Below are 23,757 nucleotides of genomic sequence, written 5' to 3'. Positions count from 1 at the left end.
GGGCAGGTTGAGCTGGGCGGTGTCGCGCTTGCCCGCCTCCGGGGGCGGGGCCACCACCGTCACCGGCATCATCGGCAGGGTGAGGCGAGCGTGGCCCGGCGAGGCCGCCACCGGCGCCGCCGCCGGCACTGGCGTCCAGATCACCAGGTTGGGCATGGGCACGTTGTGCGCCAGCTTGACCGGGGAGCTGGGATCGACGATGGTCTGCGAGAAGTTGTCGGGGTGATCGGGAGCGGAAATGATGACCTGCTTGGCGTAGGCGGGGCGGCCTTTGGTCGCTACCTTGGCGGGCGCGCTGCCGCTGTTCACCGGCGGCAGGTACTCGGAGACGTCGTAGTAGGAGAGCAGCGGACGCAGCGCCTGCGCGCCCTGAGGCGCGCGCAGCCCCAGCAGCCACCACGAGGGCAGGGCATAGAGCACCAGGGCGAAGGCTAGGTGATAGAGGCCGGAGGCCGCCAGGGTGCGCCGCGGCAGCCTCGAGCCCACGAAGACGTCGGGCCAGTAGGCGCCGGGGCGGGAGGTCAGGGCGAGGGGCGGGGGCTCCCGCCGCAGCAGCAGGTCCGCCAGATTGCGCCGGAAGCTGGGCCACCAGGGCTCCAGCTCGAGCAGCAGGCGCGGCACTCGCGACCCGTCCTTGGGGTACACTGGTGACTTCGAGGGTTGGCCGGAATTCGGCATTCAATCCAACTACGGGAACCGGGCAAGTAGCGGGATTATATCGTAAGCTGCCCGTACCCAGGCCCGGGAAAGTGGAGTCACTCAAGCCTATGAGACCCCATCTTGCGGGAATCGCCGGACTGGTCCTGGCGGCGCTGGTGGCTCTGCCGACGCCGGGGCAGGCGCCGCCCCCGGCCGCCGACACGGACATCTCTGGCACCTACACCTTCGTGCACGACGGCGAGACCCTGCAGCTCAACCTGGAGGACGGCCGCGTGGACGGCTGGGTGACCCGTTTCGGCGAAGACGAGAACGACAGGGGCCAGCGCATCGACCAGTTCTTCGACAAGGCCGCGCTGCAGGGCGACCAGCTCAGCTTCACCACCAAGGTGGTCCATGGGGTGTGGTTCGACTTCCGGGGTACGGTGGCGCGCGGGCCCGCCAAGAGCCGCTCCGAGGAAGGCTACTTCGTCATCCGGGGAACGCTGCGGCAGTACACCACCGACGCCAGCCAGAAGGTCACGACCCGCGAGCGCCAGGTGGAGTTCCGGCTGTTTCCCGAGGAAGTGGACAAGAAGTCCAGGTAAGAGGTCCGCCGCGGGGGTGGCAGCCGTTGGCGAGACTGGCGGGAAGTGCTACTCTGTTGCCGCTCTCAGACATGTCGGCCCCCACTCCAACCCCTTCGCCCAGCCCGCGGGCCGCCGGCGCCCTGCCGGTGATGGCGGTCATCCAGGGCGACATCCGCCGCGACGTGGTGATCGAGCACATCCCCTTCAGCGTGGGGCGCAAGACCGACAAGGACCTGGTCATCGCCGATCCCCGCGTCTCCCGCGACCACGCCGAGATCGTCTCCGAGGAGGACCAGCTCTTCCTGGTGGACCTGGGGAGCAAGCACGGCACCTTCGTCAACGGGCAGCGGGTGCAACGCCACAAGCTGGAGCGCAACGACCGCATCGAGTTCGGGATGCGCGACGGCGTGTACGTGATCTTCGACCCCACCAGCACCCAGTCCAGCTCCACGCGCGAGTTCCTCAGCCAGATCTCCTCCATCCAGGTGCGCCGCGACGCCACCGACCTGGAGAAGCTCACCCTCTTCCTGGAGGCGGCGCGCAAGCTCAACACCAGCGGGGTGGTGGACGAGATCCTGGTCACGCTGCTGGACGCCACCCTGCGCCTCACCCACTCCGAGCGCGGCTACGTCTTCCTGCGCGACGACTCCGGGCGTCTGCGGCTGGCGGCGGGACGCAGCGCCCAGGGCCAGGCCCTGGTGGACGACCGCACCATCTCCCACTCGATCCTGGAGGAAGCGGCCTCGGCCTCGGCGGAGTTCGTGGTCTCCGACACCACCAAGCAGAGCGACCTGGCGGGGCGGCAGAGCATCATGGCCTACGATCTGCGCACCGTGATCTGCATCCCGCTGCGCAAGGTCTATGCCCGCGCCGACAAGACCACCAGCGATGCCGCCAAGCCCGCCGAGGCCATGGGCGTGCTCTACCTGGACTCGCGCTTCGCCTCCCGCGACATCTCCACCGTCAGCCACGACATCTTGCGCGCCATCGCCACCGAGGCCGCGGCCCTGGTGGAGAACGCCAAGCTGGCGCAGGCGGAGGAGGCGGCGCGCCTCTACCAGCAGGAGTTGGCCATCGCTGCCACCATCCAGCAGCAGCTCATGGCGGTGACCATCCCCGAGGTCCCCTACGCCTCGCTGCAGGCCAAGAACGTCTCCTGCAAGGAGATCGGCGGCGACTTCTTCGACGTGATCATGACCGACCAGGGCCTGGCCATGGTCATCACCGACGTGTGCGGCAAAGGCGTGACCGCGGCCATCCTGGCCTCCATGCTGCAAGGGATGATCTACGCCCAGCTCCTGGCCCAAGTGCCGCTGCAGGAGGTGGTGACCTCCACCAACCGCTTCCTCTGCCAGAAGGAATTGGGAGCGAAGTACGCCACCGCCATCGTGGGGCTGCTGCATCCCACCGGCGAGCTGGAGTTCGTCAACTGCGGCCACGTCCAGCCCCTGGTGGTCTCAGGCGGCAAAGTGACGCGCCTGCAGAATTCCAATTTTCCGGTAGGGTTGTTGGCCGAGGCCACCTACGAGCCCGCCACCTGCAAGCTCAACCCCGGCGACCACCTGGTCATGGTCACCGACGGCGTCACCGAAGCGGAGAACGGCAGCGGCGAGTTCTTCGGCGACGAGCGCCTGGAGCGCGCCGCCGCCGGCGGAGAGCCCTTTCAGGCCATCTTCGATGCCGTCAACCACTTCCGCGGCGAAGTGCCCCTGGGTGACGATTGCACCGTCTTCGACCTCACCTGCAAGGGCAAGGGCTGAGCGCGAGCGCCGAGCCGATCCCGTCTCCTTTTGAGACACCACCCGCCTTCTACGATTGACAGCCCACTAGCCGCGGCCTGAAACTCGTGACGCTCCTGCTGCCGGCAGGCAAGCCGGCAGTCCCCTCAGGGCCCATGACGCCGCCATCCAACCTGGAAGGTGGTACCCACCGCATGCGGATGCGCGCTCCCGGCGCGCGGGGTCGCGAACGTGACGCCCTGCATGCTTTGCTGGCCATCGCCTCCGCCGCCCAACAGGAACGCAAACCCCCCGGCCAGCCAGACCAACTCGCTTCCCCGGCGGCGAGCGAGGCGCCTGCATCCGCCCCGCAGCCGGTCCGCGGGGACGCCCTGCAGCGCATGGCGGAGAGCGTATGCGCCGTCACCGAGGCCAGCGGGGCGGCCATCGCGGTGGTCCGCGGCGCCGACATGATGTGCGTGGCCAGCAGCGGGCGGTCCGCCATCGAGATGGGGGCCTCGATCGACCTCGATCGCGGCCTGGCGGGACGATGCGTGCGCAGCGGCGAGGTGCAGGACTGTCCCGACGCGGAGAGCGATGCTCGCGTCAACCAGGAAGCCTGCCGGGAGTTGGGCGTGCGCTCCCTGGTGATGGTGCCGCTGCGACGGCGGCGCCGGCCTGCCCTGGGAGTGCTGGCCGTCTTCTCCGACCAGCGCGCGCACTTCAGCCCCCGCCATATGCGCTTCCTGGAGTTCATGGCCGGGCTGGTGCTGGAGGCTGCCGAACTGGGCCAGCCGGGAGCATCGTTCGTGCCCGCCAGGCCGGCTCCGTCGCCCTCCACTCGGCCCCTGCGTCTGACGGACGTCCTGCAAGGAGCGCGAGCGCGCGAGCGCAGCGCGCCGCCGGCTGGGATCCCGGAAGAAGAGCCACCGCCGCGGATGCCGCGCTCGCGGTTGGGGATCGCCGGAGTCGCCTTGCTGCTGGCGCTGGTCGCGGCCACCGTAGTGTGGACGGGCTGGCCGCAGATCCAAAGCCGCTGGCGCGCCAATCCGAGCCCGCCGCCCGCCGGCCTCCGCACTCCCGAACCGGCCGCGCCCGCGGCGTCCCCGGTCCCGCCCGAAAGCCAGGCGGCCCCCGTGGCGCAGGCGCAGCCGGAAGCAGCGCTTCCGCTCGCCCTCCCCGCGGGTCGCGCGCAACTCACCGCCGTGCATTATTCCACTGCGCCGGGGGGCACGCGCGTGACCCTGGAGCTGGATCGAGCCGTCCGCTACCAGGCCCGCCGCCTGGACAACCCGGCGCGCCTCGTCTTCGATCTGGAGAACACGCACCTGGCCCTGGCGGGGCGCAGCTTTCCCGCTGACGATGCCTTGCTGCGCTCCATTCGCGTGGCCCAGTTCCAGCGGGACGTGGCGCGCGTGGTCCTCGACCTCAGGGCCCCTGCCGAGTATTCCGCCACGCTGGAACCCGCCCCGCCGCGCCTGGTGATCGAATTGCGCGCTCTCCCTGCTCCCGGCCGCTAGGACGTCACTTCACGAACTCCGGCTCCTTCCCCTGCGCCCAGGGATCGTAGTGCAGCACGAACTGGATGCGCTCGTTCAGCGGCGGGTGGTCGTAGAGCCACACCCGGATGAAGGGGTTGGGGTCGGGATCGTCGAGGTTCACCTCGCCCAGGATCTGGAAGGCCTGGGCGGCGTTCTGCTGCGGGTCGGCCACCAGGCCGTGGGTGACCTCCAGCCCGTAGATGTCGGCCTGGTGCTCCAGGTAGCGGCTGAAGCTGGCGCTCACCGGCGAGAACAGAAAGCCGAAGATGGAAAGCCAGAGCAGCAGCACGGGCAGGGAAGCCCAATCGTCCACGCCGCGGATGCCCCAGCGCGCGCCTCGCCGCGCCAGCGTCCAGCCCAGCGCGCGATAGCCGAGGTAGAGGAAGAGCAGCAGCACCGCCGCGGCGAAGGCGATCCCCTTCCAGACGTGGTCGAGCACGTAGTGGCCCATCTCGTGGCCGAAGACGAAGAGGATCTCGGGCACGGTCATCTTCTGGATGGTGGTGTCGTAGACCACCACCCGCTTGGAGGCCCCGAGGCCGGTGACGTAGGCGTTCAGCGACTTCATCTTCTCGCTGGCCTTCATCTCGAACATGCGGCGGTCGGGGATGACCAGCCCGCCGCGGTGCACCACCTTCTGGATCTCGCTGGTCAGCAGCGGCTGCTCCTTCTGGAGCGGCTCGAACTTGAAGAACAGGGGCTCGATCACCATGGGCGTGATCAACAGAAGGAAGACGAGGATGGGCAGCGCCGCCAGCCAGAACCAGAGCCACCAGAACCGCGGGCTGCGGCGGATCACCGCGTACAGCAGCCAGATCAGCAGGGAGCCCAGCACGAAGCCGAGGAGCTGGCCCTTCGTCCAGTCCCACGCCCACGAGCCCCATCCCTGCACCGACTGCTGGTAGTGACGCGAGAGCCACTGGCCGTAGAGGTCGGGCGGCAGCTCCAGCACGCCCAGGGTCAGCAGGAAGAGCGGGACGAAGATCCACGCCTGCAGGAAGCGGAAGCGCACGGCGCGCTCGGCCCAGTCGCGGAACCTGGCAGCCAGTCGCCAGCGCAGCACCAGCAGCAGCACCAGCAATCCCCAGGCGAAGCTGAGGAAGTAGAGGATGTAACGCGCTCGCGCGTAGGCCACCGCTTGCTCGTACTTTTCCGGCGGCAGGGTGTAGCCCTGGACCTGGGGCGGAGGCGCCTGGGCGGCGGGGGCCTGCGGCTGCGGGCTCGAGGTCGCTTGCGGGGCGCCGGCCGGCGCGACCAGGAGCAAGGTCAGGGCCAGGATGAGGATTGCGGGCAGTCGGCTCATGGCACCTCCCCAGGAGAGGCGATGACGGCGGAAGCAGCATAGCTCCACCCGGTCCGCTGCCGGTAGTCCCCGCTCACGGCTGCCCTCCTGGAGCGATGGGATGCTCGAGGGCCTTCTGCGAAGGCACCACCCCCGGTACCTGGGGCAGGCGGGTCACGGTGCCGCTTTCGGCGTCGCCGATGGAGATGCCCAGGTGCTCCAGGGTGCGCCCGGTCACCACGTCCAGTTGCACGCGCGACTGCTCGTACGCGGTCATGGCGCCGACCAGGTTGGACTCGGCGGTGGCCAGGTTGGCCATGGCCTGCAGCACGGTGAAGGTGGTGCCGATGCCCTCGGCCAGCTTCTTCTGCTCCGCGTCCAGGCTCTGGGCGGCGTACTCGCGGCCTTTCAGCGCCGCCTCCACCCGGGCGCGGTTCTGCAGCACGGCATACTGGGCGTTACGCACATCGATGGCGACCCCGTTCTGCAGCTCCAGCAGGCGCACCTGCGCCTGCTGGTACTCCAGCACCGAGCGCACTTCGTCGGCTTGGGCGGCGCGGTTCTTGATGGGGATGGTGAGGGTCAGGCCCACGAAATAGGTGGGATGTTCGTTGAGCAGGCCCATGGCGTCGGTCCAGCCGCCCAGCGGCACCACCGGGATCGGCCCCACGAAGGCCGGGTTCAGTTGGCCGGCCAGGGCGGCGCCGCCGTAGTTGGCCACCAGGTCGAGCGCGGGCAACTGCGCGTTATGGGCCGACTCCTTGCTCAGGCGCCGGTTGGTGAGGTCGATGCGCGCCTGCGCCAGCTCGGGACGCTTCTGCAGCGCCTCCTGCACCAGGTCCTCGATGGGAACCACCGGCTCGTTGGCGGGAAGCTGCATGCGGTCGGTGGGCACGACCGCGGCGGCGGCCAGCGCGGGATCGCTCTGCCGCTTGGTGATGGCGTTCTTCATCAGCGACTGCTGCAGTTGCAGGTTGGTCTGGGAGACGATGAGGTCCTGCTGGCTGGCCGCCACCTGCGCCTGCGCGTTGATGACCTCGATGGGGGCCATGGTCCCGGCCTCCACCTGGCGGCGGTTGTTGTCCTCCAGTTGCTGGGCCAGCTTGAGCGCGCGCTCCTTGGCGGTGACGTCTTCGTAGGCGCTCACCAGGTTCCAGTAGAGGTTCTCGATCTGGGTGACGGTGAAGATCACCTGTTGGCGGAAGCTCACGTCCACGATCTCGCGGTTGTTGCGCGCGATCAGGATGAAGCGCTTGTTGGGGGTGAAGCCCAGCCCCTGCAGCAGGTGCTGCCGCACCTGGATCAGGTAGCTCGCGTTCAATTGCGGCACCAGCGACGTGCGGATGCTGTTGGAGGTCGCGCGGTTGTTGCTGAAGGTGAGGTTCACCAGGGTGCCGGTGGGAAAGCCCTGCTGGTAATTGAAGTTGGCGAAGCCGGTGTTCTGCTGCAAGGAAGAGACGCCGGTGAAGACGGTGTTGGACTGCGGCGTGTTGGTGTACTGCAGGCCGAAGGAGGCCGTGGCGATGGGATCGAAGGAATCGATGGGAGGCCCCACCCCCAGGGTGGAGGCCACGATGCCGCCGATGCCGGCCCCCGCGCCGCCCGCGGCCGCGCTCGTGCCCCCCGCCCCGCCCCCGGTGGCGCCGGCGTTGCCGATGGTCCCCGCCCCGCCCCCGGGCGTGCCCTGGATCAACCCGGTGTTGACACCGCGCGCCGCCGCTCCCGACTGGGTGCGCAGGATGTCGGTATCGGCGATGGGCAGGTTGTAGCGCGCGATCACCAGGTCCAGATTGTTCTCCAGCGCCAGGGCGATGGCGTCGTTGAGCGAGAGCATCAGCTTGCCCTCGCGCAGCAGCGGGGCCACGCGTCCCGAGTTCGACAGGTTGGGCTCGGGGACCGGCCGCGAGGCGTAGGGGCGGAAGACGTTGGGGAAGATGGGGACGGAGCGGCTGTAGTCCTGCTGCTGGGCGAAGGCTCCGCCGGCCAGCCACAGCAGGGCCACCAAGGTCAGGCCGAGCGCGGCCGGACGTGGAGCGGGAACAGAGCGCATGGGCTTCCTCCTCAGATACCGTCGTGCCCTAGAAGGATAGCAGCGAGCGGGGCTGCCGGTGGGTTGCCCGCGGGCGCGCCCCGGCGTACAATCTGGCATCCTGCAGCGCGCGTGGGGGCCTCCTTCTTTCGGAGGGAGCGAACCAGCGGCAGTACTCCGCTCCGCGCGCCCGTCGAGGAGAGAATCAGCGAGGATCCGCGCCTTCGTGATGAGCCGCAACTCTATGGCCGCAGCCGTCGCCCTCATCCTCGGGGCCATGACTCTGTGCCCGCCGGCGCCGGCCGCCGACTCCGGCCAGGATCCACCCTCCCTGGACCGCGGCTACCACCTCCTCTACAGCCTGCATTTCCCCGAGGCCCAGCAGGAGTTCGAGCGCTGGCAGCAGGAGCATCCCCAGGATCCCTTGGGTCCGGTGTCGGAGGCGGCCGGGCTGCTGTTCTCCGAGTTCAACCGGCTGGGCGTGCTGGAGTCGCAGTTCTATGTCAAGGATTCGAGCTTCGACAATCGCCCCAAGCTGCAGCCCGATCCCGCCATCAAGGCCCGCTTCGACGCCGACCTCTCCCGCGCCGAGGACCTCTCCCGCGCCCTGCTGGCCAAGGATGCCAACCAGAAAGACGCCCTCTTCGTGATGGCGCTGTGCTCGGGCCTGCGCGCTGACTACGCCGCCATGGTGGAGAAGCACAACCTGGCCTCGCTGGGCTACATCAAGCAGGGGCAGCAGTACGCCGACAAGCTCATCGCCCTGGATCCGAATTACTTCGACGCTTACCTGGCCCTGGGCATGAGCAAGTACATCATCGGCAGCCAGACCGCGCCGGTGCGCTGGCTGCTGCGCCTGGGCGGCTACGCCGGCGACAAGCACGAGGGCGTGCACGATCTGCAGCTCACCGCCGAGCACGGCCATTACCTGGCTCCCTTCGCGCGCCTGCTGCTGGCCATCGCCTACCTGCGCGACAAGGACAAGCCCGGCGCCCGCGCCCTGCTCGCCGGTCTGCAGCGCGACTTCCCCGACAATCCCCTCTTCGGCAAGGAAATCAACCGCCTGGACAGCAGCTACCCGTAAGCCGCGGGCCGTGGATCGCCGCTCATGGAAGCCTTCCGGCTTTTCGCCAGCCCGTGGTGGGTGAACCTGCTGCCGCTCGTGCCCGTGCTGGCCTGGTTCTGGTGGCGCCGCCGCGGCCTGGAGGTCAGCCGGCGCCAACTCGCCTTCGCCGCCCTGTTCGGGGCCGCTTTCGGATTCGTGGAGGCGGCGGTGGTGATCTACCTGCGCGCCGCCGCGGGCCTGCTGCCCGGCTACGGAGGCACCCTGGCCGACGTGGCCCGCCTCTCCGCCGGCCTCTATCGCCAGACCCAGTCGGTGCGCGAACTGCCGCCCAGCCTGCTGACGGTGGAGGTGGTGCGCGAGGCCGCCACCCTGCTCATGCTGCTGGCGGTGGCGCTGCTGGCCGCGCGCCGCCTCCGCGAGCGCTGCGCTGTCTTCCTGTGGAGCTTCGCTCTCTGGGACCTCTCCTACTATGCCGGCCTGTGGGCCACGGTGCGCTGGCCCGCCTCCGTGCGCGAGACCGACGTCCTCTTCCTCATCCCCCAGCCCTGGATCGCCCAGGTCTGGTACCCGCTGCTGGTGAGCCTGCTGGCGCTGCTGGCGGTCCTGCTGGCGCGGCGGCCGGACGCGGGGCGCAGGAGCCTGGGCGAATATTGACATTGCTTCCGGCGGTGCTATAGTCGCGCTCAGGCCGAGGCTGCGATGAAGAACATCTACGAAGTCCTGCGCCAGAAAGAACAGGAGATCCGCCGCCTGGAGAAGGAGATCGAGGCCCTGCGCGTGGTCCTGCCCATGCTAGCGGAGGACTCCGACGCGCCGCGGCAGCGCGAGGTGCCCGAACCCTATCGCCCGCCCGTGCCCACGCCCTCGGTCTTCGCTGCCTCGACCGCGCCGGCGGTGGTGCCTCCTCCGGTGCTGAGCGCCCCCGCTCCGGTCCAGCCGGGGCAGTATTCCGCCACCCAGCAGGGCAACGGAACCCAGTCTCCGGTGACCGAAGCCTACCGCCCGGGCCGCACTTGGCCATAGGACGCAGCCTCTAAGGCGTTGCCAGCTCCGCGGGAAGTTCCATCCCGAACTTGCGCCGTACTTCCTCGCGCAGCCACGCCTCCGCCTCGGTCCGGGCGCGGAGGACCCGCACCGACCATCCCGGACGCTCGGTGAGCATCTCCCACATGCGCGACAGACCGAAGCCCAGGTCGCGCGCGACCACCACCACGATGACCAGTTCGGGCAGCCCGACCGCCAGCCGCGCGTCCTGTTCCACGATGGTCTGGATCTCCGCCGACGAGATGTCCAGCGAGGTCGCCCCGGTCTGGTCGATCAGGCACCAGCGTGTGCCCAGGTAATTCTCTTCCGCGCTCAACATCTCCTGGTTGCGCGCGATGAACTCGCGCCCCGTGACCGCGCCACGGCAGAGGAACAGGCGGCCTGCACCGCCATGCACGACATGGACGTCGACCGGCATTCGTCAGAGTCGGAGCGCGACATTATACGTGCAGAGAGGCGGCGCTCCGCGCCATCCACCGAGCCCGGCGAGAGCACCTCGTATCTTATAGGCAGCAATGGATTTATCTTCGATGTCCTCGTTACGGAAGTAACGTTTTCTTGGCTGCCCCAAGCCCGTACGATGGGGCTGATGGGCCACCGCAGAGAAGAGCGCGTCCCCTTGCGCCTGCCCGCCACCGTGTGGGGCACCGACGGCGCGGGAAGGCCCTTTGTCGAGCGCGCCCATACCGTGGACATCTCCTCCATGGGGGCGCGGCTGGAAGGGCTGAGCCATCCGGTGCTGCCGGGCGCGGTGCTGGGGGTGCAGCACGGGGCGGCCGCCGCCCGCTTCCGCGTCTTGTGGGTGGGCGAGCCGGGCAGCGCCCGCGCCGGCCAGGTGGGCATCCGCTGCGTGGAGGTGGGCAGGTACGTCAAGAAGAGCCTGCTCTACGTGAACGGCCACGACAGCCAGACGGCGGTGCGCTGCTCCTTCCTCGACGCCTCCGGCTACAACGTGTTCACCGCCGCCAGTCCCGAGGAAGCCCTGGACCACGTGGACAACTCCTCGCTCGACGCCGTGGTGCTCACCCATCCCTGGGAGGAGGGCGACCTGGAAGTGCTGGTGGGGCGAATCAAGCGCCGCAAGCCCGACCTGCCCATCGTGCTGGTCTCCGCCCAGCCGCGCCGCGTTCCCGAGACCGCCATGCAGTTCGTGAATGCCTTTGTGCACAAAGGCGAGGCGCCCACCAAGCTGGTGGACGCGCTGGAAGGGCTGATCGGCCCGGGCGCGCAACTGAAGTGGCCGCTGACGCGCAGCCACCAGCGCCACGCGGTGGTGGTGCCGCTCAGCGTCAAGGTGGTGCGCTCCGGCGTTGCGGCTTTCTTCCCCGGGCTCTCCACCGATCTGAGCGACTGCGGGGTGGGCGGGAAGGTGGAGGGCGCGCTGCTGCCCGGAGAGATGGTGACGGTGCAGTTCACGCTGCCCACGGCGCCGCAGCCGCTCTTCCTGCACGCCACCGTGCGCCACCGCGACGGCCGCCTCTACGGCTTCGAGTTCGTCGAGCCCGCTCCCGAAGCGCTGCAGCCCATCCGCGCGCTGTGCGAGGTCCTGCCTCCGCTCGACCTTCCCCGCGAGGAGCAGCGCAAGCCCTAGGCGCGCTGCCGCAGCTTGAAGCGCTGCAGCTTTCCGGTGGCGGTCTTGGGAAGCTCGGGCAGAAACTCGATCCAGCGCGGACGCTTGTAATCGCCGATCCGCTGCGCTACCCACTCCTGCAGTTCGCCGCGCAGCGCGTCGTCAGCCTGGGCCTCCGCGCCCACTACCACGTAGGCGGCGGGCTTGGCGAGCCCGCTCTCGTCGTCGCGCGCCACCACCGCCGCCTCCTGCACGGCGGGATGTGCGAGGAGCGCGCTCTCCACCTCCGCCGGGCTCAGCCAGCGCCCGTTCACTTTGAAGAGGTCGTCGGAGCGCCCCGCGTACCAGAAGTAGCCCTCCTCGTCCTGATAGTACTTGTCGCCGGTGCAGAACCAGGCGCCTTGGAAAGCTGCCCTGGTCTTCTCGTGCTGGTTCCAGTAGCCGGCGCAGGTGGCGTCGCTCTTGACCAGCAGGTTGCCGATCTCGCCGGGCGCCACCGGGGCGCCCGTCTCGTCCACGATGCGAGCCTCGAAGCCGGGGATCACCTTGCCGCTGGAGCCGGCGCGGGCCTCGCCCGGGCGGTTGGCCAGCACCATCTGCAGGGTCTCGGTCGAGCCCCAGGCATCCAGGATCTCGATGCCGAAACGCCGGCGGAAGCGCTCGAAGAGCGGCGCGGGCAGGGCCTCTCCCGCGGAGATGCCGTGGCGGATGCTCGCCAGGTCGAACTCCCCGCCGCCTTCTCGGCGGTGGGCCAGCAGCGCGGCGTAGTTCGAGGGCACGGAGAAGAACAGGGTGGGGCGGTAGCGCTCGATGTCAGCATAGATGCTGGCCGGCGTGGGCCGGCCCGGGGAGAGGATCGTGGTCGCGCCGAAATACAGAGGGAAATAACCGGTATTGCCCAGGCCGTAGGCGAAGAACAGGCGGGCCACGCTGTAGCAGCGGTCGCGCTCCGTCATTTTCAGGATGCCGCTGGCGTAGCGCTCGGCGCACACTTCCATGTCGTGCTGCAGGTGCACGCAGCCCTTGGGTGCGCCGGTGCTGCCCGAGGAGTACAGCCAGAAGGCGGGGTCGTCGCGGCCCCTGGGTTCGGCCGCAAGCTCCGCGGAAGCCGCGGCCATGAGGGAATCGAGGCTGGGACGGCCTGCAGCCGGCTCGCCCGCCACCACCATGGTTTGCAGGTACCGCAGCCGCTCGCGCGGGATGGATTCCGCCAGCGGCAGCAGGGAATCGCTCACCACCGCCACCCGCGCCTGCGCGTCGTTCAGGATGTATTCGTACTCGGGGGGCTTGAGCAAAGTGCTGATGGGCACCGCGACGGCGCCGATCTTGATGACACCGAAGAAGACGTAGAGGAAGTCGGGCGAGTCAGGCAGCAGCAGGACGACACGCTCTTGCGGGCGCACACCCAGCCCGCGCAGGGCGTTGCCCACGCGGTTCACGCGCGCCTGCAACTGCGCGTAGGTCACGCGCTGCTCGCCGCACTCGATGGCGACCTTGGCTCCCCGGCCTTCATGGACATTGTGGTCCACGAAGCGGGTGGCGGCATTGAAGGCTTCCGGCACGGCGATGCGGATCTCCGGGCTAGAGGATATTCGGGCGGCCCCGACTTGCCCGCAGGACAAAACGGGATGGGCCGGCGCCCATCCCGTCTTCTGAGATGCAGGACCCCTGGCTAGTGGGTCTGGATGACGAGCGGCTGGGTCAAGCGGAAGCTCAGCGTGCTCTCGGTGGAGAGGTTGACGTTCTTGCCGCCGGTGCCGCCGGCGACGGCGGTTCCCGCGCCGGCGCCCAGGCCCGCTCCGATGGCCGCTCCCTTGCCGCCCCCGGCGATCGCGCCGATGATGGCCCCAGCGGCGGCGCCGCCTCCGACCGATCCGGCGGTGCGCTTGCCCTTGCCCTTCTCGGTCTGCGCCCAGGTGTCGGTGGTGATGGAGTAGGTATCGCCGTGCGTGGTGATGCTGATCAGCTCCAGCGCCAGGTCGGCTTGGCCGGCGAAGGCGCCCTGCTTCTTGGCGTTCGCCACCCGGCCCTCCACCTCCGCGCCCGCCGGGATCACGGTGTTGCCCTCGACCTTCACCGAGTACCGCAGGGTGGCGGGGAAGGTGTCGCCCGGCTTGCTGGTCTTGGAGCTGAGCGACCGGCCCAGGCGCACCGTCAAGGTGGTGCCCGCAGGAACCGTGATCTTGTTGTTCTGCGCCATCAGCGTCGCCGACAGCGCCAGCAGGAACGTGCTCATAACCACGAGCGTCGATGCCTTCTTCATAGGACTCCTTTTTTCGGCCAGTGGAATGCTTCCGGTGAGAAACTGCGCCGCTAGTGCGCCGCATCATACCACGCCCTCCCTCCGGTGGGGCGGGGATTCTGGCAAGAGCGCGGCAATGGGGCGCCCACGTGCATTGCCGGCGTGTCCTGTGGCAGTATGGACGGACGCTTCGCGGCCTGCGGCCGGGAAAGGGTGGGGCATGAGCAAGGTACGGGTGCTGGTGGGCACGAAAAAGGGCGCGTTCATCCTGACCTCGGATGGCAAACGCAAGCAGTGGGAGGTCGCCGGTCCCTATTTCACGGGCTGGGAGATCTATCACCTGAAAGGGTCGCCCGCCGACCCCAACCGCATCTACGCCTCGCAGACCAGCGGCTGGTTCGGGCAGATCATCCAGCGCTCCAACGACGGCGGCAAGAGCTGGGAGGTGCCCGGCGGCGCGCCTCCACCCACGCCCCAGGGCTGGCCGCAAGGGCAGAGCAACAAGTTCGTCTACGACACCTCCACCGAGACCGGCAAGCCGCTCACCACCCACCAGTTCTACGACGGCACCCAGCATCCCTGGGAGTTCAAGCGCGTCTGGCACCTGGAACCCTCGCTCACCGACCCTGACGCCGTCTTTGCGGGCGTGGAAGACGCCGCGCTGTTCCACTCCAGCGACGGCGGGACCACCTGGAAGGAACTCTCCGGCCTGCGTGGCCACGGCACCGGGCCCAAGTGGCAGCCGGGCGCCGGCGGCATGTGCCTGCACACCATCCTGCTGGACCCCGGCAACCCAAGACGCATCGTCATCGCCATCTCGGCGGCGGGCGCCTTCCGCAGCGACGACGGCGGCAAGAGCTGGAAGCCCATCAACCGCGGCCTGCGCTCCCCCTACATCCCCGATCCCACCGCCGAGGTCGGCCACTGCGTGCACCACATCGCCCTGCACCCCTCCCGCCCCAACACCCTGTTCATGCAGAAGCACTGGGACGTGATGCGCAGCGACGACGCCGGCGACAACTGGCGCGAGGTCAGCGGCAACCTGCCCACCGACTTCGGCTTCGTCATCGACGTGCACTCTCACGAGCCCGAGACCGTCTACGTCGTCCCCATCAAGAGCGACTCCGAGCACTTCGTGCATGAGGGCAAGCTGCGCGTCTACCGCAGCCGCAGCGGCGGCAACGAGTGGGAGGCGCTCACCAAGGGCCTGCCGCAGAAGGACTGCTACGTCAACGTGCTGCGGGACGCCATGGCGGTGGACCAGCTCGACCAGTGCGGCGTCTACTTCGGCACCAGCGGCGGCCAGGTCTACGCCTCCGCCGACGCCGGCGATACCTGGCAGGCCATCGTGCGCGACCTGCCCCCCGTACTCTCCATCGAGACGCAGACGCTGCCATGATCCGAGTGGCGCTGCCGCAGCACCTGCGCACCCTGGCGCACGTGGGCGCCGAGGTGGAGCTGGAGGTCCCGGGCGCGGCCACGCAGCGCTCGGTGCTCGACGCCCTCGAGACCCGCTATCCCATGCTGCGTGGCACCATCCGCGACCACGTCACCCTCCAGCGCCGCGCCTTCCTGCGCTTCTTCGCCTGCGGCGAGGACCTCTCCCACGAGCCCCCCGACGCGCCCCTGCCCGCCGCCGTGGCCTCCGGCCAGGAGCCCTTTCTGGTCATCGGCGCCATCGCCGGCGGTTAGCTCCGGCATTGTGGCCCCGCGACTTCCTTGCTAGACTTCCCGGCGATTCGCCTGACCCGGAGGTCACGACCATGGCGCTGTTCATCCTGTTTCTCTTCGCGATCGGGGCCCTGTTCGTCCTGTTCACCTTCCTGGGCGGCTTCTTCACCGTGTCCACCGCGGAGATGGCGGTGGTGCAGCGCCTGGGCAAGTTCGTGCGCATCGCCGGGCCGGGGCTGAACTTCAAGATGCCCTGGCTGGAGCACGTGGCCGGGCGCGTCAACATGCGGGTGCAGCAGTTCCGCGTCGAGGTCGAGACCAAGACCAAGGACAACGTCTTCGTGAAGGTGCTGGTCTCGGTGCAGTACCAGGTGCTGCAGGACAAGGTGTACGAAGCCTTCTACAAGCTGCAGAGTCCCGGCGACCAGATCACCTCCTACGTCTTCGATTCGGTGCGCTCGCAGGTGCCCAAGCTGCTGCTCGACGAAACCTTCGAGCAGAAGGACAACGTCGCCAACTCGGTCAAGACCGAGCTCAGCGGGGTGATGCAGGACTACGGTTACGCCATCATCAAGGCCCTGGTCACCGACATCAATCCCGACGACAAGGTCAAGAGCGCCATGAACGACATCAACGCCGCCCAGCGCGAGCAGGTGGCGGCGCAGGCCCGCGGCGAGGCCGACAAGATCCTCAAGGTGAAGCAAGCCGAGGCCGAGGCCGAGAGCAAGGCGCTGCAGGGGCAGGGCATCGCCAACCAGCGCAAGGCCATCATCAGCGGCCTGCGCGAGAGCGTCGAGACCTTCAAGCAGAGCGTGGAGGGCGCCACCGCCCAGGACGTCATGGCCCTGGTGCTCATGACCCAGTACTTCGACACGCTCAAGGAGATCGGCGCCCAGACCCGCTCCAACACCATCCTCATGCCGCACTCGCCCGGCGCCCTGCCCGATTTCTTCAGCCAGATCCAGAACGCCATCATGGTGGGGGCGCGGGCCGAGTCGGAATCGAGCGCGGCCGGCGGCGGAAAGTAGGGCAGCGCTCAGCCTCCCGGCTGCACGATGGCGATGCGCGTCTCCTGGCCGGTGCTGCCGATGGCGATGACCTTGCTCAGTCCCGGGCGGTCCACCGCCAGCACCTGCTGGCCGTTGATCTCCATGAGCCGGGCGTCGGGATAGCGCTGCTGGTAGTAGCGGATCACCGTGGCCACGGAATCGGTGGTGCTGTACACCTCGCGGGCCACGGGAATGCCGATGTCGGGCAATTGGGTGTCGTCCACATTGACCGGCTGCGACCCGGGATAGCGGTCAGAGCCGGAAGGCGCCGCGGCCGCGGGCGTCCCTGTGCCTCCCGCCGTGCGCTGCGTCATCTGCGCCAGCGCCTTCTGCACCTCGCCCAGGTCGATACCGCCTGGCGACGCAGGCGCGGCCGCCGCGGGATTGCCGGGGGCCTGGGCTGGGGGTTCCTGCTGAGACGCGCCGCCGGCGGGGCTCGCGGCCTGGTCCGACGAAGTCTGGACTGTGCTCGCGGGTGCAGCCTGGGACTGCGCGGGGGCCGCGGGCGCGGCCGCGGCAGGTGCGGCGGCATGTTGCTTCGCCGGCCACGCTTCCTTCAACATCACTCCCACGGCCACGGCCAGGGCCGCACCCGCCACCGCCACTAGCACGCGCATCTGTTTGCGCTGGCGGCGCTGTTCCGCGGTCATGGCGGCCACCGCGTCGGGAGTCATGGGCGCGCCGCAGGCGGCGCAGAAGCGCTCTCCCTCGCTCGCCGCCCTTCCGCAGTGGGAACAGAACGCCATATCCAGGAAGTATAAGCCCGCCGCCGCTGCGGGAGCGTCGCTTTCCTGACCCGCGTGGAAACCCCACCTCCGGGCGGCGCCCCCAGTTCACATGCGCGACGCCATCTTCTCAGCCAGCGGCCGCAGCTTCTCGATCGCGACCATTCCTCCCTGGGTCTTGGCCGTGACCTCGACCGCCGCTACCACCCCGTTCTTGAGCACGCTGCAAGTGGTGTTGTAGCCCATCTGCGCCATGCTGGCGGGCGGGACGATGGTCGAGCAGGTCAGGTCGCCGAACTTCTTGACCTCGATCTGGGCGCCCCTCTGCCGCAGCATCTCGATGCCCTTCATCTCGGTCTCGCCGGTGGGGTTCTTGCGCCGGGCCGTGCGCAGGGTGACAGTGACGGTGGCGTTCTTGCCGCTGCAGACCGAGGCGTCGCCCAGGGTATAGGGCTGCAGCGGCGGCGGCGGCGCGCCCAGCACGGCCTGCAATTCCGCCGGGGTGACCAGCGAGCATGCCTTATTCTGCGCCTGGGCGCGGCCGGGGTTGCCCGCCGCCAGCCCCGCCAGCAGCAGCGCGGCGGCGACCCGGTTCAGGGCCCGGGCAACCCGCGTGGTTTCCATGACTCCTCCTGTTCCGGGGCTGGGCGGGGAGCACCCCGCTCGTCCTACAGCTTGTTCAGTCCGTCCAGGGCAGCGACCTTGTAGGCCTCCGCCAGCGTGGGATAGTTGAAGATGGCGTCGCGGAAGTACTCCATGGTCCCGCCCAGCGCCATCACCGCCTGCCCGATGTGGATGATCTCCGCCGCCCGGTCCCCGACCGCGTGCACTCCCAGCAGGCGCAGCGATTCCGGATCGAACAGCAGCTTCAGCAGGCCTTGCTCGTCGCCCAGCATCTGCGCCTTGGCCAGCTCGGCGTAGCGGGCCAGCCCGGTCTCGTAGGGGACCTTCTCGCTGGTGAGCTGCTCTTCGGTGCGGCCCACCATCGAGATCTCCGGGATGCTGTAGATGCCGTAGGGGATGAGGTGGGCGGGGATGGTGGAGGGCTTGCCGAACATGTGGCAGCTCGCCAGCCGCCCCTGCTCCATGGAGGTGCTGGCCAGGGCAGGGAAGCCGATCACGTCGCCGGCGGCGTAGATGTGCGGCACGCTGGTCTGAAAGTGCTCGTTCACCTTGAGCTTGCCGCGCCCGTCGGCGGAGAGCGCCGCCGCCTCCAGGTTCAACTGGTCGCTGTTGGCCTGGCGTCCGACCGCGTACAAGAGCGCCTGGCCGTGCACCGTCTTGCCGCTCTCCAGGCGGGCGAAGACGCGGTCGCGGTCCTCCTCGACGCCCAGGGAGACCACCTTCTCGCCCAGCCGGAAGACGGTGCCGAGTTGGCGCAACTGGAAGCACAGGCTCTCCACGATCTCGCGGTCGGCGAAGTCCAGCAGCACCGGGCGCTGGTCCAGCAGCGTCACCCGCACCCCCAGCGCGGCGAACATGGAGGCATACTCGATACCGATGATGCCGGCGCCCACGACGACCAGGTCGCGGGGCAGTTCCTCCAGCTCGTGCACCTGGTCGGAATCGAAGATGCGCTTGCCGTCGATGGGGATGCTGTGGTCGTGGGCGGGGCGCGTGCCGCAGGCGACCAGCACATGGTCGCCGCGCACCAGTTGCGAGCCGTCCTCGCGCGCGATCTCCAGCGTGTGCGCATCCAGGAAGCGCGCGCTGCCCTCCAGCACGGTCACGCGGTTGCGGCGCAACTGCGACTTGATGACCTCGATCTCCCGCGCCATGACCGCGTCCGCGCGGAAGATCAGGTCCTGCATCGAGATCTGACCCTTGAGGGTGTAGCCGCGGCCGTAGAAGCTGCGCTGCCGGAAGCCGCTCAGGTAGAGGACGGCCTCGCGGAAGGTCTTGCTGGGGATGGTGCCGGTGTGCACGCACACCCCGCCCATGGTCTGCTTGCGCTCGATGATGGCCACCTTCTTGCGCAGCTTGGCGGCGCAGATGGCGCCCTTCTGCCCCGCCGGGCCGCTGCCGATCACCACCAGGTCGTATTGTTCCGGTTCCATGGTCAGGGCCCCTCACCCCGATTCGCGCAGGCGGAAGCCAACGCCTGCCTCGCGCGGCAGAGTATATCCCTGAATGGTATCTGGCGTCTGCGGTCTGAGGTGTGGGCTTGGTCGGGGCGGGCCGATTCGAACGGCCGGCCCCCTGCGCCCAAGGCAACCTAACCAGTGCTATGTGATTGGCTCGTAAAGGCTGGCTCTGCGTCCTACACCCTGGTGTTAGGCCCTATTCGGACCGTTATGGACCCAATCTGGACCCAATTCCCGAAAGACCTGGTACGGGTTAGGGGCATGGTCTTGATCCGGGCTCATCTGCGTCATTATCACGACAAGGCTTAGTGTGCCGCTTCCGACATCTGCAGGTCGAGCGCGACGCGCTCCCCGTTGATCAGCACGAAGCCGGAGTTGATGAGCTGCTGGCCGGTGCAGTTGTAGTCGGCGAAGCAGCGCATGGCGGAGACCGGCAGGAAGAACTCCACCGCCTCCGAGTGCTCGCTGCCCGGCAGCTGGAGCGTGGTCGAGAAGTCAAAGCCGTCGAAGCCAGGAGCGTCGGGGAAGTATTTCAGCACCGGGCGGATGAGGTGGGCGATGTGCTGGTCGAAGGCCAGCGCCGCCAGCCGGTACTGCGAGCCGGTGGTGCCGGACTCCAGCGGGGTGTCCACCGAAACCTGCAGGTAGGCGCCCTGGTGGAAGGCGATGAACGAGGGCGGCGCGTAGCTGACGAAGTGCGCCTGCGCATCCATCTCGCGCAGCATGCGCGCGATGGCGTCCTGGTGCGTGGTCTGCAGGGCGGCCAGGCTGTCCGGACCGAGTCCCGGGCGCACCGGCCAGTCCGGACCCTTCGCCAAGTGAGGCGAGACCAGCGGCGTGTCGCCGCCCGATCCGGCAGGCCCGCTCAGGCCGGCCATCTCCGCTTCCGCCTTGCGCGTGGCTTCGGTCTTCTCGACTGGAGGCGGAGGCGCGGGCTCGTCGTCGGAGAGCCAGAGGGTGATGGGCTGGGCGTCCAGGTAGGCCAGGCCGGCGAGCAGCGCGGCCTGCTGCTGTTCGGTGGTGGTGGCCGAGACTAGACGCGTGGCCGCGTCGCTGGGCAGGAACAGCACTACGTTCTCCGCGTGCTCCGCCGGGACGCCCATCACCTTGCCGCGCACGTGGTGCGAGATCTCGAGCGCGAAGCCCTGCACGCTGGGATCGCCGGCCAGCGGCGGCACCGCTGCTTTCAGCACCGGCAGCATGACATCGCGGAAGGTCTGGCGCGCGCGCTGCCCCGGCGTCAGCAGCTTGTCGGAATAGGAGGCGTAGTAATTGCCGGTGATCTCCAGTACGACGTGGTTCTTGAAGCGGTCGAAGCGGACGGAGCGCGCCTGACTGCGTCCCTGCTGCGCGTTCACGTCGAGCACGCGTGAGAGCTGGAAGGCGTAGGCGTAGTGGTGGGTCTGGATCTCGCGCGCGATCTTCTGCAACTGCGCGGCGTATTTCAGCTCCAGGCGCTGGGCGGAGGGGTCTTGGACGTCCTGCGGCGGGGCCACCTGGGCGGCTGCCGCCAGGCTGAGGCACGCGATCGCCAGCAAGAGCCCGCTACTTCTGCGCATACACCACCCCCGCCGTCTGATAGGGCGGATCGGAGACCGCCCGGACATACGCCACCAGCGCCTGGATCTCGCTCTTGCTCAGGGTGTAGCCGAAGGACGGCATCTCCGGCGACTTGCCCAGCGCCGGGCCACCATGGCTGATGATAGCAGTCAGGTCCGCTTCGCTCATCTTGTTGAGCGTGTCGCCTTCGGTGAAAGCATGGGGCTTGGTGGTCAGGTTGTCGTAGTTGGAAACGCGCTCGGGCGTGGATTCGGGATCGTGGCAGCGCGAGCAGTACTGGCGGTTGAACTGCTGCCCCAGGCCCTCCTGGTAGCCGAGCGCTATCTCTTCGAGCTTCAATTCGACGCGCTTGCCGCTCTTGTCGGCGGTCCAGGCGGTGATCTGGTAGCGCCCCGCGACGCCGCCCAGGCTCACGCTGGTGGTGAACTGCCCGCTGGAGTCGGTCAGGCCGGAGGCAGGATCGAAACGCACGCCCGCGGGTCCCTGCATGGTGACGGCCGCACCGGTCACGCCGCTGCCCTGGGCGTCGTTCACCTGCACCACCACCGGCTGGTCGAGCAGCATGCCCACGCCGGCGGCCTGCTTGCCGCCGCTGGCCTCGGTGATGGCAGTCCCCCAGCCGGTGGGCTGCAGCGCGGGCGCCGCCGGCCGGGAGCGCGAGCAACCGGCTGCCAGGAACAGGAGCGCGGCGAAGATGGTCAGGCGTCTCATCGCTTCTTCGCCTCCTGCACGGGCTTCCCCTTGAGCGACATCAGGAAGGCGGTGAGGGCACGCGCGTCGGCGTCGCTGAGATTCTGGTTGGGCTCGAGTGTGCCCGGGCGCATCCCCTGCGGGTCTTTCAGGTAATGGAAGACCCACGCTGGCGTCAGGCGCGAGCCCACCTGCGCCAGCGTCGGCCCGATGTAGCCCTTGTCCTTCTGCGGGTCGGCGATGTGGCAGGACTGGCAGGCGAACTTGGAATAGAACAGTTGCCGCCCCTGCTCGACCAGCGCCGGGGTGGAGTCGGCGGCCGCGTCGCGGTTGAAGGCCGGGTCCTGGTAGACGGTCATCATGTAGTCGGTGAGCGTGGCGATCTCGGCGTCGGTCAGGTTGAAGCGCGGCATGCGGCGGATGAGCGCCGGGCGCAGCGTGTTGGGGTTCTTCAGGAAGTCCACCAGCCACGGCCGCTGCACCGCGCTTCCCTCCCAGCTCAGGTCGGGAGCCATGTCGCCGCCGCGCCCGTTGATGGCATGGCAGGAGAAGCAGCGCAGATCGTCCATGAGATGCCCTGCCTTGCCCGCGGGCCGGTAGTGCGATTCGGCCAGGGCGGGGACGCGCAGCGACGCCGGCTGCGTCTGCGCGCGGTCGGTGAGCGCCAGCAGCGCCGTGGTCAGCGCGTCCTGCTGCTGCGGCGTGAAGCTGAACTGCGGCATCTTCAGGCCGGGTCCGAAGGCCCGCGGGTTGCGGATCTTGGCGGCGATGTAGTCGGGCAGGGTGTGCGGCATGCCCTCGGCGAAGACCAGTTGCGCCAGCGAGCGGCTGCCCACCCGGCTCAGGTCGGGAGCGAAGTTCTCCGGCTTCTTGATGCCGTCGATCTCGTGGCAGGAGGCGCAGCCGTACTCGGTGACCAGTTGCTTGCCGTGGGCGATCTGCTGCGATGTGGCCGCGTCCAGATGGACGTTGGCCAGCAGGTCGCTGTCGCTCTTCGCTCCCAGGAAATTGACCAGCAGCGCGACCTGCGCCTCGCTGAAGCGGTAGCGCGGCATCTTGGTGTCGGGATCGTAGGCCGCGGGATCGCGCAGCCAGGCTTCCAGCCACTCCGGCTTGGCCTTGCTGCCGATGCGGGTCAGCTCCGGCCCCAGGTCGCCGCCCACCAGCGCGCCCGCAGCGTTCTGCACCGCATGACAAGAGGCGCAGAAGGACTCCCCGTAGAGGCTCGCGCCCGCCTGGGGATCCTGCTTGGCGGCGGGCGCGGCCTGCGTCGGCGCCGGCAGGTTGATCGCCGTGCTCTGCGCCACCAGGAAGGCGGAGATGTCGCGCGCATCGGCGTCGCTGAAGCCGAAGTTGGGCATGGTGGCGGTCGAAGCATAGGCCTGCGGGTTCTTGATCCAGGCGTACACCCACTCGCGGGTGGTCTTCTGCGCGATGTGCGCCAGCGAGGGCGGGTCGTCCGTCGCCTGCATCGTGGTACCGTCAGGCGCGTGGACGCTGTGGCAGCGCACGCAGCCGTAGCGCGCCAGCAGTTTGCGTCCCAGGTTCAGTTGCGGCGTCCCGGCGAGCGCGCCCAGGTGACACTGCCCGCACGAGGCTTGCAGGTACTTGGCCGGCAGGATGGGCTGCTCCCAGGCCAGCGTGCTGCTATGCGCCTCCTCGACCGTGGTAGCGCCGCCCTGGCCGCGGTGGCACACCACGCAGCCGAATTCGGTGAGCCGGTGGGGCATGGGCGGATGCGGGCGGAAGGGCTGCCGGCTCACGTTGGCCAAACTGGCCTCCCGCAGACCCAGGTGGCAGGTGGTGCAGCGGTCGGTCACGCCCTGCTCCGGGATCCAGATCTGCTGCAGGCCGGGCTCGAAGCGGCGCTCCAGGGTGACGGCTTCGGCGCGCCCGCGGATCAGCTTCAGGTACTGCTTCTGGTAGCCGCGCCACTCGCTGAAGTAGTCCTTGGCTGGAGCGATGGCCAGCATCACCAGCAGCACCACGCTCATGGTGCCGAAGGTGCGCGCCGGGTCACCGAAGAAGATGCGGCAGACCGACCCGATCTTTTGTCGAAGTCCCACTTATCCTCTCCAGAGCCACACCCACGACCATCCAGGGCCGCGGAACAGGGTGCCGACGGCGGTCAGCGTGACCGCCACCGCCAGGAACCAGGTCATGATCCAGAAGGCCAGCGGCTTGCGCACCAGCCAGCGGCGGAAGCCGGCCTTGCTGGCCGGGTCGACGAAGGCGGCGTAGAGCATGAAGGCGGCGACGA

At 68.9% G+C, this 23,757-nt stretch carries 23 protein-coding genes and 1 tRNA gene; 10 read left to right on the top strand and 14 right to left on the bottom strand.

Going from position 1 to position 23,757, the window contains the following annotated elements; translation table 11 throughout:
• Nucleotides 1–621 (bottom strand): hypothetical protein (locus VEG08_01020; GenBank protein ID HXZ26559.1); only part of this gene is annotated, 621 nt, incomplete at its 3' end.
• Between the two features lie 146 nt (nucleotides 622–767).
• On the opposite strand from VEG08_01020, the gene VEG08_01015 reads away from it, so the two are divergent.
• The 3 genes from VEG08_01015 (at nucleotide 768) to VEG08_01005 (ending at nucleotide 4,464) form a co-directional block, all read left to right on the top strand.
• Nucleotides 768–1,244 carry a hypothetical protein gene (locus tag VEG08_01015; GenBank protein HXZ26558.1) on the top strand — a complete coding sequence of 159 codons (477 nt, stop codon included), beginning with the start codon at nucleotides 768–770 and terminating at the stop codon, nucleotides 1,242–1,244.
• Nucleotides 1,245–1,315: 71 nt separating this feature from the next.
• Nucleotides 1,316–2,986, top strand: coding sequence for a SpoIIE family protein phosphatase (locus tag VEG08_01010; GenBank protein ID HXZ26557.1), 1,671 nt, complete (start codon nucleotides 1,316–1,318; stop codon nucleotides 2,984–2,986).
• 134 nt (nucleotides 2,987–3,120) lie between these two features.
• A complete protein-coding gene (locus VEG08_01005; protein HXZ26556.1) occupies nucleotides 3,121–4,464 on the top strand; it encodes an AMIN domain-containing protein in 1,344 nt (447 codons plus the stop codon).
• Between the two features lie 4 nt (nucleotides 4,465–4,468).
• Here the strand turns inward: VEG08_01005 and VEG08_01000 are convergent, their stop codons facing one another.
• Together VEG08_01000 and VEG08_00995 are read right to left on the bottom strand one after the other, a co-directional pair.
• Complete coding sequence (locus tag VEG08_01000) at nucleotides 4,469–5,788, bottom strand: M48 family metallopeptidase (protein HXZ26555.1); 1,320 nt, start codon at nucleotides 5,786–5,788, stop codon at nucleotides 4,469–4,471.
• A 73-nt stretch (nucleotides 5,789–5,861) separates the two neighbouring features.
• Nucleotides 5,862–7,817: a TolC family protein gene (locus tag VEG08_00995; GenBank protein HXZ26554.1), complete on the bottom strand. Its 1,956-nt coding sequence runs from the start codon at nucleotides 7,815–7,817 to the stop codon at nucleotides 5,862–5,864.
• Nucleotides 7,818–8,040: 223 nt separating this feature from the next.
• Here VEG08_00995 and VEG08_00990 point away from each other — a divergent pair, with 223 nt between their 5' ends.
• Genes VEG08_00990 through VEG08_00980 form a run of 3 tightly spaced genes read left to right on the top strand, consistent with a single transcriptional unit; the run spans nucleotide 8,041 to nucleotide 9,885 of the window.
• Nucleotides 8,041–8,880: a hypothetical protein gene (locus VEG08_00990; protein HXZ26553.1), complete on the top strand. Its 840-nt coding sequence runs from the start codon at nucleotides 8,041–8,043 to the stop codon at nucleotides 8,878–8,880.
• 24 nt (nucleotides 8,881–8,904) lie between these two features.
• The gene (locus VEG08_00985; GenBank protein HXZ26552.1) at nucleotides 8,905–9,516 is read left to right on the top strand and encodes a hypothetical protein; all 612 of its coding nucleotides are present in this window, start codon (nucleotides 8,905–8,907) and stop codon (nucleotides 9,514–9,516) included.
• A gap of 45 nt (nucleotides 9,517–9,561) precedes the next feature.
• The gene (locus tag VEG08_00980; protein ID HXZ26551.1) at nucleotides 9,562–9,885 is read left to right on the top strand and encodes a hypothetical protein; all 324 of its coding nucleotides are present in this window, start codon (nucleotides 9,562–9,564) and stop codon (nucleotides 9,883–9,885) included.
• A gap of 10 nt (nucleotides 9,886–9,895) precedes the next feature.
• On the opposite strand, the gene VEG08_00975 is transcribed toward VEG08_00980, so the two are convergent.
• The gene (locus VEG08_00975; protein ID HXZ26550.1) at nucleotides 9,896–10,324 is read right to left on the bottom strand and encodes a hypothetical protein; all 429 of its coding nucleotides are present in this window, start codon (nucleotides 10,322–10,324) and stop codon (nucleotides 9,896–9,898) included.
• A 171-nt stretch (nucleotides 10,325–10,495) separates the two neighbouring features.
• Here VEG08_00975 and VEG08_00970 point away from each other — a divergent pair, with 171 nt between their 5' ends.
• Nucleotides 10,496–11,497: a PilZ domain-containing protein gene (locus VEG08_00970; GenBank protein HXZ26549.1), complete on the top strand. Its 1,002-nt coding sequence runs from the start codon at nucleotides 10,496–10,498 to the stop codon at nucleotides 11,495–11,497.
• Here VEG08_00970 and VEG08_00965 read toward each other — a convergent pair.
• Nucleotides 11,494–13,038 (bottom strand): benzoate-CoA ligase family protein, encoded by a 1,545-nt coding sequence (locus tag VEG08_00965; GenBank protein ID HXZ26548.1) that lies wholly within the window; start codon nucleotides 13,036–13,038, stop codon nucleotides 11,494–11,496. The genes VEG08_00970 and VEG08_00965 overlap by 4 nt on opposite strands.
• A gap of 110 nt (nucleotides 13,039–13,148) precedes the next feature.
• Nucleotides 13,149–13,739 (bottom strand): hypothetical protein, encoded by a 591-nt coding sequence (locus VEG08_00960; GenBank protein ID HXZ26547.1) that lies wholly within the window; start codon nucleotides 13,737–13,739, stop codon nucleotides 13,149–13,151.
• Between the two features lie 199 nt (nucleotides 13,740–13,938).
• On the opposite strand from VEG08_00960, the gene VEG08_00955 reads away from it, so the two are divergent.
• From VEG08_00955 to VEG08_00945, 3 genes are all read left to right on the top strand, one after another.
• Nucleotides 13,939–15,117, top strand: a complete 1,179-nt coding sequence (locus tag VEG08_00955) for an exo-alpha-sialidase (protein HXZ26546.1) — start codon at nucleotides 13,939–13,941, stop codon at nucleotides 15,115–15,117.
• Nucleotides 15,114–15,410 carry a MoaD/ThiS family protein gene (locus tag VEG08_00950; GenBank protein HXZ26545.1) on the top strand — a complete coding sequence of 99 codons (297 nt, stop codon included), beginning with the start codon at nucleotides 15,114–15,116 and terminating at the stop codon, nucleotides 15,408–15,410. Before VEG08_00955 ends, VEG08_00950 begins: the two co-directional genes overlap by 4 nt.
• A 71-nt stretch (nucleotides 15,411–15,481) precedes the next feature.
• Nucleotides 15,482–16,417, top strand: a complete 936-nt coding sequence (locus VEG08_00945; GenBank protein ID HXZ26544.1) for an SPFH domain-containing protein — start codon at nucleotides 15,482–15,484, stop codon at nucleotides 16,415–16,417.
• An 8-nt stretch (nucleotides 16,418–16,425) separates the two neighbouring features.
• Here the strand turns inward: VEG08_00945 and VEG08_00940 are convergent, their stop codons facing one another.
• The 8 genes from VEG08_00940 to VEG08_00905 form a co-directional block, all read right to left on the bottom strand.
• Nucleotides 16,426–17,112: a hypothetical protein gene (locus VEG08_00940; protein HXZ26543.1), complete on the bottom strand. Its 687-nt coding sequence runs from the start codon at nucleotides 17,110–17,112 to the stop codon at nucleotides 16,426–16,428.
• Nucleotides 17,113–17,271: 159 nt separating this feature from the next.
• Nucleotides 17,272–17,787 (bottom strand): hypothetical protein, encoded by a 516-nt coding sequence (locus tag VEG08_00935; GenBank protein HXZ26542.1) that lies wholly within the window; start codon nucleotides 17,785–17,787, stop codon nucleotides 17,272–17,274.
• Nucleotides 17,788–17,831: 44 nt separating this feature from the next.
• The gene (sthA, locus tag VEG08_00930; GenBank protein HXZ26541.1) at nucleotides 17,832–19,220 is read right to left on the bottom strand and encodes a Si-specific NAD(P)(+) transhydrogenase; all 1,389 of its coding nucleotides are present in this window, start codon (nucleotides 19,218–19,220) and stop codon (nucleotides 17,832–17,834) included.
• A gap of 108 nt (nucleotides 19,221–19,328) precedes the next feature.
• A tRNA-Ser gene (locus VEG08_00925) sits at nucleotides 19,329–19,433 on the bottom strand.
• Between the two features lie 119 nt (nucleotides 19,434–19,552).
• Complete coding sequence (locus VEG08_00920; protein HXZ26540.1) at nucleotides 19,553–20,785, bottom strand: hypothetical protein; 1,233 nt, start codon at nucleotides 20,783–20,785, stop codon at nucleotides 19,553–19,555.
• 7 nt (nucleotides 20,786–20,792) lie between these two features.
• On the bottom strand, nucleotides 20,793–21,518 hold the full coding sequence (locus VEG08_00915; GenBank protein ID HXZ26539.1) for a c-type cytochrome: 726 nt from the start codon (nucleotides 21,516–21,518) through the stop codon (nucleotides 20,793–20,795).
• Nucleotides 21,515–23,563 carry a c-type cytochrome gene (locus VEG08_00910; protein ID HXZ26538.1) on the bottom strand — a complete coding sequence of 683 codons (2,049 nt, stop codon included), beginning with the start codon at nucleotides 23,561–23,563 and terminating at the stop codon, nucleotides 21,515–21,517. Before VEG08_00910 ends, VEG08_00915 begins: the two co-directional genes overlap by 4 nt.
• The coding region (locus VEG08_00905; GenBank protein ID HXZ26537.1) for a hypothetical protein at nucleotides 23,564–23,757 on the bottom strand (194 nt) is incomplete at its 5' end.

The sequence above is a fragment of the Terriglobales bacterium genome, from assembly GCA_035624475.1.
Taxonomy (GTDB): domain Bacteria; phylum Acidobacteriota; class Terriglobia; order Terriglobales; family Acidobacteriaceae; genus DASPRL01.
Note: the sequence above shows the minus strand (reverse complement) of the source record. Positions and strands in the feature narration are given on the sequence as shown.

Excerpts from the sequence above, each read along its gene's own strand:
- sthA (HXZ26541.1), bottom strand. The coding sequence starts at position 19,220 with ATGGAACCGGAACAATACGACCTGGTGGTGATCGGCAGCGGCCCGGCG.
- VEG08_01015 (HXZ26558.1), top strand. The coding sequence starts at position 768 with ATGAGACCCCATCTTGCGGGAATCGCCGGACTGGTCCTGGCGGCGCTG.
- VEG08_00945 (HXZ26544.1), top strand. The coding sequence starts at position 15,482 with ATGGCGCTGTTCATCCTGTTTCTCTTCGCGATCGGGGCCCTGTTCGTC.
- VEG08_00995 (HXZ26554.1), bottom strand. The coding sequence starts at position 7,817 with ATGCGCTCTGTTCCCGCTCCACGTCCGGCCGCGCTCGGCCTGACCTTG.
- VEG08_00915 (HXZ26539.1), bottom strand. The coding sequence starts at position 21,518 with ATGAGACGCCTGACCATCTTCGCCGCGCTCCTGTTCCTGGCAGCCGGT.
- VEG08_00975 (HXZ26550.1), bottom strand. The coding sequence starts at position 10,324 with ATGCCGGTCGACGTCCATGTCGTGCATGGCGGTGCAGGCCGCCTGTTC.
- VEG08_01000 (HXZ26555.1), bottom strand. The coding sequence starts at position 5,788 with ATGAGCCGACTGCCCGCAATCCTCATCCTGGCCCTGACCTTGCTCCTG.
- VEG08_00955 (HXZ26546.1), top strand. The coding sequence starts at position 13,939 with ATGAGCAAGGTACGGGTGCTGGTGGGCACGAAAAAGGGCGCGTTCATC.
- VEG08_00990 (HXZ26553.1), top strand. The coding sequence starts at position 8,041 with ATGGCCGCAGCCGTCGCCCTCATCCTCGGGGCCATGACTCTGTGCCCG.
- VEG08_00950 (HXZ26545.1), top strand. The coding sequence starts at position 15,114 with ATGATCCGAGTGGCGCTGCCGCAGCACCTGCGCACCCTGGCGCACGTG.
- VEG08_00960 (HXZ26547.1), bottom strand. The coding sequence starts at position 13,739 with ATGAAGAAGGCATCGACGCTCGTGGTTATGAGCACGTTCCTGCTGGCG.
- VEG08_00935 (HXZ26542.1), bottom strand. The coding sequence starts at position 17,787 with ATGGAAACCACGCGGGTTGCCCGGGCCCTGAACCGGGTCGCCGCCGCG.
- VEG08_00980 (HXZ26551.1), top strand. The coding sequence starts at position 9,562 with ATGAAGAACATCTACGAAGTCCTGCGCCAGAAAGAACAGGAGATCCGC.
- VEG08_00940 (HXZ26543.1), bottom strand. The coding sequence starts at position 17,112 with ATGACTCCCGACGCGGTGGCCGCCATGACCGCGGAACAGCGCCGCCAG.
- VEG08_01005 (HXZ26556.1), top strand. The coding sequence starts at position 3,121 with ATGACGCCGCCATCCAACCTGGAAGGTGGTACCCACCGCATGCGGATG.
- VEG08_01010 (HXZ26557.1), top strand. The coding sequence starts at position 1,316 with ATGTCGGCCCCCACTCCAACCCCTTCGCCCAGCCCGCGGGCCGCCGGC.
- VEG08_00970 (HXZ26549.1), top strand. The coding sequence starts at position 10,496 with ATGGGCCACCGCAGAGAAGAGCGCGTCCCCTTGCGCCTGCCCGCCACC.
- VEG08_00985 (HXZ26552.1), top strand. The coding sequence starts at position 8,905 with ATGGAAGCCTTCCGGCTTTTCGCCAGCCCGTGGTGGGTGAACCTGCTG.